Source organism: Paenibacillus forsythiae T98 (assembly GCF_000520735.1).
GTDB classification, from domain to species: domain Bacteria; phylum Bacillota; class Bacilli; order Paenibacillales; family Paenibacillaceae; genus Paenibacillus_AQ; species Paenibacillus_AQ forsythiae.
The window spans coordinates 1-5,467 of record NZ_ASSC01000135.1; the positions used below are offsets into that span (position 1 = coordinate 1).

Consider the following 5,467-nt stretch of genomic DNA (forward strand, 5'->3'; position numbering starts at 1 on the left):
TGGCCGGATACGTCTATGCCGGCTGCAACACCGGCGAATCGACGACAGATGTCGTCTTCGGCGGCCATTCCCTGATCGCCGAGAACGGAGTGCTCCTGGCGGAATCCGATCGGTTCACGCATGAAAGCCGGATCACCATCGCCGACATCGACATTCCGAGACTTCAATATTCCCGCATGGCGATGGGAACCTTCCGGGGCGGCCGGGGCGGCGGTGATTACCGCGAAATTTCGTTCGCGAACCCCGTCCTGAGGAATGATTCTTCCCGGGAGCTGGCCCGCGAAGTGGCCGCCAGCCCCTTTGTCCCGGGCAATCCGCTGAAGCGGGACGAACGGTGCCAGGAAATCCTGTCGATTCAGACCTCCGGCCTGATGAAGCGGATACGTCATATCGGCATCAAGCAGGCCGTTATCGGCATTTCCGGCGGACTGGATTCCACGCTGGCGCTCCTTGTGGCGGTAAGAGCCATGGAGCGGCTGGGCCGTCCGGCCAGCGATGTGCTCGCCGTCACCATGCCCGGATTCGGAACGACGAACCGCACGTATGACAATGCCGTCGGCCTGATCAAGGCGCTGGGCGCTTCCATGATGGTCGTCGATATCAAGGCCGCCTGCCTGCAGCACTTCGCGGACATCGGGCATGACAAGGATGTTCACGATTTGACCTACGAGAATGTTCAGGCCAGAGAGCGTACGCAGATTCTGATGGACCTCGCCAATAAGAATGGCGGCATCGTGATCGGCACCGGCGACCTGTCCGAGCTGGCGCTCGGCTGGTGTACCTATAACGGCGACCATATGTCCATGTACGGCGTCAATTCCGGAATTCCGAAGACGCTGATCAAATATGTCGTCCAGTGGTATGCCGACCATGAAGCGGACGAGACCGCCAGCAAGTATCTGTATGATATTATTGATACGGGCATCAGTCCGGAGTTGCTGCCACCATCGCCGGATGGCGAGATCGCCCAGCTCACGGAAGATATTCTCGGACCCTACGATGTTCATGATTTTTACCTGTATTACATGCTCAGAACAGGCGCGCCGCCCGCCAAAATTCTGTATCTCGCGCAGCATGCCTTCGGAGATCGCTTCCCAAGAGAGCAGCTGGTCAAGTGGATGCGCGTCTTCTACAGCCGCTTCTTCACCCAGCAGTTCAAGCGCTCCTGCCTGCCCGACGGCCCGAAGGTCGGCACCGTCAGCCTGTCGCCGCGCGGAGACTGGCGCATGCCAAGCGACGCCTCCGCCTCGCTGTGGCTGCGGGAAGTGGAAGAACTGTAAGAAGTTGTCCAGTACAAACGGGGCTGTTCCCGAGGTCATCAAAGATGACAGAGGAACAGCCCCGTTTTGTTGTGTGATGAAACAATCAGTGAGCAGGCCAAGAAAGAACCGAAACAGGACAGCTATACGCGCCGCCGTCTGATCAGACTGATCAGCGATAATGCAAGAGCAAGCAGCGAAAGGACAAAGGCTGCATAAACCAGCGGCGATACGGATGCAGATGACCGAGCTTCCCCCATCGCCGCATGATCGCTCATCGAAGAATGATCGGCGCTCATTCCGGAATGGTCGTGTCCGCCTTCCGATCCGCTCGCCTCCGTAATCGAGGTCACCGCATGTGGAGTTTCGCTCCCTTCCTCGCCGGACCACTGGACGAGACTGCCGTCGCCATAATGCTGGTAAGCATTCCAGGCGATGTTGCCCGGGGAGACGGGATTTTTGACAGTAAAGGTAAAACGCTGGAACTGCCCCGGCTGTATGCCGCCGCCGGTAGCCTTCCAGGTGACCTTGTTTCCATCCGCTGTAACGTCCCAGCCATACACCGGTTCGTACTGCTTAAACTGCGCCCCCTCCGGGATGCGAAGATCAAGTTCCACGGTCGGCGAATCTTTTTCCGAAGGCACTTTCAGCGTGTAAGTCTCCCATGCGCCAGCTGCCGATTGCGCCGGTGCAATGGTGACATGGGCGCTCGCCGTGGCGGCGAACAGGAGCAGTGCGCCAATCATCGGAGTGGATATAATCCATAGTTTGCGGGACATCGTTTTCATAATATAGGCCTCATTTCGCATCATAGTTGTCGTGTCTTGGCTGCCGATTGTACATCCAAAGGCCGGTTAGCTTCTCGGGACGGAAGATAATTTTCATACCCCTCATCAAACACACACCGTGTCAAAAAATCCCCATGCTCAGATAACGCTCCCCCGAATCCGGGGCGATGCAGAGCACGCGCTTGCCGCTGCCCAGCCTCTCGGCCTCCCGCATCGCCGTCCATACCGCCGCGCCGCCGGACGGGCCGATCAGGATGCCTTCCCTAGCGGCCATCGCCCGGACTGTGCTCAATGCGTCCTCGTCGGAGACCTGCACAATCTCGTCGTATACTTTCGTGTTCAAGATGGCCGGCACGAATCCCGGGCTTGTGCCGACCAGCTTGTGCGGCCCCGGTTCTCCGCCGGATAATACCGGCGATCCCTTCGGCTCGACCACCAGAATGCGCACCTCGGGCAGATGCGCCCGCAGCGTCTCCCCCGTGCCGGTAATGGTGCCGCCGGTTCCCGAGGTCGCCACAAACGCATCCAGCCTACCCTCCATCTGTTCCAGAATCTCGACCGCCGTTGTCGTACGGTGAATGTCGGGATTGGCCTTGTTCTCAAACTGCTGCGGGATGAAGCTTCCTTCAATTTCTTGTCCGAGCTCCAGCGCCTTCGCGATGGCTCCCGGCATCCGCTCGGCGGCGGGCGTAAGCACCACTTCCGCCCCGTACGCTTTCAGCAGATTGATCCGTTCCTTGGTCATATTGTCCGGCATGACCATAATCGCCCGGTAACCCTTGGCCGCCGCGTTCATCGCCAGCCCGATTCCCGTATTGCCGCTAGTCGGCTCGATAAGGGTGCCGCCCGGCTTCAGCAGCCCGTCCTTCTCGGCCTGATGAATCAGATTGTACGCCGCCCGATCCTTGACGCTGCCGCTCGGATTGAACCTCTCCAGCTTGACGTACAGCTCCGCGGCATTCGGTCCGGTTAAACGGTTCAGCCGGACAACCGGAGTATCTCCGATCAGCTCCGTAATATGGTTTACCACTCTCGTTGACATAACAGACCTCCTTATTCCTGCACAGACATTGCCTGGGAACATTGTACCGTGTCCGAGAGGCGCTGTCGAATAAGAGAATCCAGAGAAGATCACTCTTTACAGCATGAAAAAAGATCTCTGGCTCGCGGAAAGCACCATTATTTCTCCAAGTACCGGTCCAGTTCCGCCGCCGCCCGGTGCCGCGACAGGTTGAACGAAGGCCACTTGCCGCTGCTATGTATCTGATCCTGCCTTTTTTGCCGCAAGCCGTTATCCAGCAGTCCGTTCCGGTTATGGCTGAACTCGGTCAGCCGGGGAACCGGGAGCGAGGAGATCCTCCCCGGCATTGCGCATGCCTGGGAGACGGACGGCGTGACGTGCTCCACCAGCATCTGGTACAGGTCGAACAGCCTTGAGTGCTACTCATCCGCTACGTTCGTGATCTTGACGGCTTTTCCGGCCTGAAGATGCATTTCCACCTTGCCCGCTGTGCGCGCGCCGACAAATTTGATGCGGCTGCGGCCTTTTTCCAGCGTCTTCACGCCGGCGCCGTCGCCGGTTCCTTCCGCAATCTTCATCACCTGACCGTCCGGGGTGACCAGCACTGCCTTGAATTCTCCCTTGTTAACAATCAGGGAATAGTCAATCCGAAGGTCAGTCTGCTTGTCCGCATCCACAATCCAAATGGTCTCCGTGCCGGAGAAGCCTTTAAATTCAAGGTCCGCAATCCGGGTAGTGGTTGAACCTGTCCGTGAAATATAGGAAAAGCTGTCACCTTCCTGCACGATATCGGTGTCGCTTTCGTACATTTTATCCTTGCCGTCATTAATGAAGCCGCAGCCTGATATCAGCAGAATGGCGCTCAAAGCGCCAACGGCTGCGAGCCGCTTGATTGTTATCATTGAAATCGCCCCCCCACAGCAGATTTCAATAATTTAGCATTTTATCCGTCCGCCGCCTATGACTTTTCCCCCGTCTCCGGAGCCAGCAGCTTCATGACGGCCTTCCGGCAGTAGTCCCGGTATACGGCATGCAGCTCGTCCTGTCCGTTCATCAGCCACTGAATCAGGCAGCCGTCGATGATGGAGCGAATGACCGGGGCGGTCTCCCGCGCCGACAAACGGGGGTCGAACACGCCCTCGCGCTGGCCCAGCTCCACAATCTCCCCACTGATCCGCGCGCAGTTGTCGTAGAACCGGCTGTTGATTTCCCGGTAGGCGGCGCTGCGGCTGGCTCTGGCCAGAAAGTCGAGATACACCCGGTAAAAATCCCTGTTCTTCTCCGGCGACACGAAGACGGAATCGATGTAAGCATACATTTTGTCCGCCGCCTTGGACTGTTCGCTCACCGCCGCAGCCTCTTTTTCATAGATTTTGCCTGTCAGCCACCCCAGCAGTTCAACCAGCACCGCCTCTTTGCTCTCGAAATAATAATGGACGACCCCCTTGCTGACCTTCGCGCTGTCCGCGATCGTCTGAAGCGTCACCACGTCATACCCCTGCCCGGCGATGGCCTGAAAGGCGGCGTACAGAATTTGCTTGCGTTTTTCCTCAGATTTCTTGTAACGAACCATAAGACTCCCACCTGTATGATAATGATTTCTTTAAAATGTACGGCAGATCATTGACATAAAAAAGTTGACCGGTCAGAATAAAAATATAAAAGTGAACAACAATCGCCTTCGATTGCCTCACATTTCATTAAAAGGAGCGTATCACTATGTCCTCATCCTTTCAAGCCCTGTTTGTAGACAACACCGAACCGTTCAGTGTCGCTGTAAAATCGCTTTCGCTGGACGATTTGCCCGCAGGAGAAGTCGTTATCAAGGTCGCCTACTCCAGCGTGAATTACAAGGACGGCCTTGCCTCTATTCCAAATGGCAATATCGTCAAATCGTATCCTTTTGTCCCTGGCATTGATTTGTCCGGCGTGGTGGAATCGTCCGAAGATGAGCGCTTTGCCAAAGGCCAGCCTGTCCTTGTTACCGGGTACGGGCTTGGCGTGTCCCATTTCGGCGGTTACAGCGAATATGCCCGCGTTCCCGCCGAGTGGGTCGTTCCGCTCCCGGACGGCCTTTCATTAAAGGAAGCGATGATCTACGGCACCGCAGGCTTTACGGCGGCGATGTCTATTCAGGCGCTCGAAGATAACGGAATCTCGCCGGATCAAGGAAAGGTGCTGGTCACGGGCGCTTCCGGCGGCGTAGGCGGCGCGGCGGTCGCGATGCTGGGGAGACGCGGCTATCAGGTCGTTGCCGGAACCGGCCGCACATCGGAGAGCGAATACCTGAAGCGGCTCGGCGCGGCCGAAGTGATCGCAAGAAGCGAGATCTACGATCCCGAGGCGGGGCCAAGAGCGCTGGACAAGCAGCTGTGGCAGGCCGCCGTCGATCCGGTGGG

Annotated in this window: 7 protein-coding genes; 2 read left to right on the forward strand and 5 right to left on the reverse strand. The window is 57.5% G+C overall.

The genetic code is table 11. The annotated features are described in order from the left end of the window. Positions 1-1,280 (forward strand): NAD(+) synthase (locus tag L692_RS0104880; RefSeq protein ID WP_025697717.1); only part of this gene is annotated, 1,280 nt, incomplete at its 5' end. A 122-nt stretch (positions 1,281-1,402) separates the two neighbouring features. On the opposite strand, the gene L692_RS0104885 is transcribed toward L692_RS0104880, so the two are convergent. From L692_RS0104885 to L692_RS0104905, 5 genes are all read right to left on the reverse strand, one after another. Continuing rightward, a complete protein-coding gene (locus L692_RS0104885) occupies positions 1,403-2,047 on the reverse strand; it encodes a YcnI family copper-binding membrane protein (RefSeq protein ID WP_051503435.1) in 645 nt (214 codons plus the stop codon). Between the two features lie 121 nt (positions 2,048-2,168). After that, positions 2,169-3,089: a cysteine synthase A gene (gene cysK / locus L692_RS0104890; protein ID WP_025697721.1), complete on the reverse strand. Its 921-nt coding sequence runs from the start codon at positions 3,087-3,089 to the stop codon at positions 2,169-2,171. Between the two features lie 137 nt (positions 3,090-3,226). Next, positions 3,227-3,460 carry a hypothetical protein gene (locus tag L692_RS0104895; protein WP_025697723.1) on the reverse strand — a complete coding sequence of 78 codons (234 nt, stop codon included), beginning with the start codon at positions 3,458-3,460 and terminating at the stop codon, positions 3,227-3,229. 27 nt (positions 3,461-3,487) lie between these two features. Next, positions 3,488-3,970 (reverse strand): hypothetical protein, encoded by a 483-nt coding sequence (locus L692_RS0104900; protein WP_025697724.1) that lies wholly within the window; start codon positions 3,968-3,970, stop codon positions 3,488-3,490. 56 nt (positions 3,971-4,026) lie between these two features. Continuing rightward, positions 4,027-4,641: a TetR/AcrR family transcriptional regulator gene (locus tag L692_RS0104905; protein WP_025697725.1), complete on the reverse strand. Its 615-nt coding sequence runs from the start codon at positions 4,639-4,641 to the stop codon at positions 4,027-4,029. Between the two features lie 146 nt (positions 4,642-4,787). On the opposite strand from L692_RS0104905, the gene L692_RS0104910 reads away from it, so the two are divergent. Beyond that, positions 4,788-5,467 (forward strand): acrylyl-CoA reductase family protein (locus L692_RS0104910; protein WP_025697727.1); only part of this gene is annotated, 680 nt, incomplete at its 3' end.

Bases quoted from the DNA above. Each gene is read 5' to 3' on its own strand.
- L692_RS0104895 (WP_025697723.1), bottom strand. From the start codon at position 3,460: ATGCTGGTGGAGCACGTCACGCCGTCCGTCTCCCAGGCATGCGCAATG.
- cysK (WP_025697721.1), bottom strand. From the start codon at position 3,089: ATGTCAACGAGAGTGGTAAACCATATTACGGAGCTGATCGGAGATACT.
- L692_RS0104900 (WP_025697724.1), bottom strand. From the start codon at position 3,970: ATGATAACAATCAAGCGGCTCGCAGCCGTTGGCGCTTTGAGCGCCATT.
- L692_RS0104885 (WP_051503435.1), bottom strand. From the start codon at position 2,047: ATGAAAACGATGTCCCGCAAACTATGGATTATATCCACTCCGATGATT.
- L692_RS0104905 (WP_025697725.1), bottom strand. From the start codon at position 4,641: ATGGTTCGTTACAAGAAATCTGAGGAAAAACGCAAGCAAATTCTGTAC.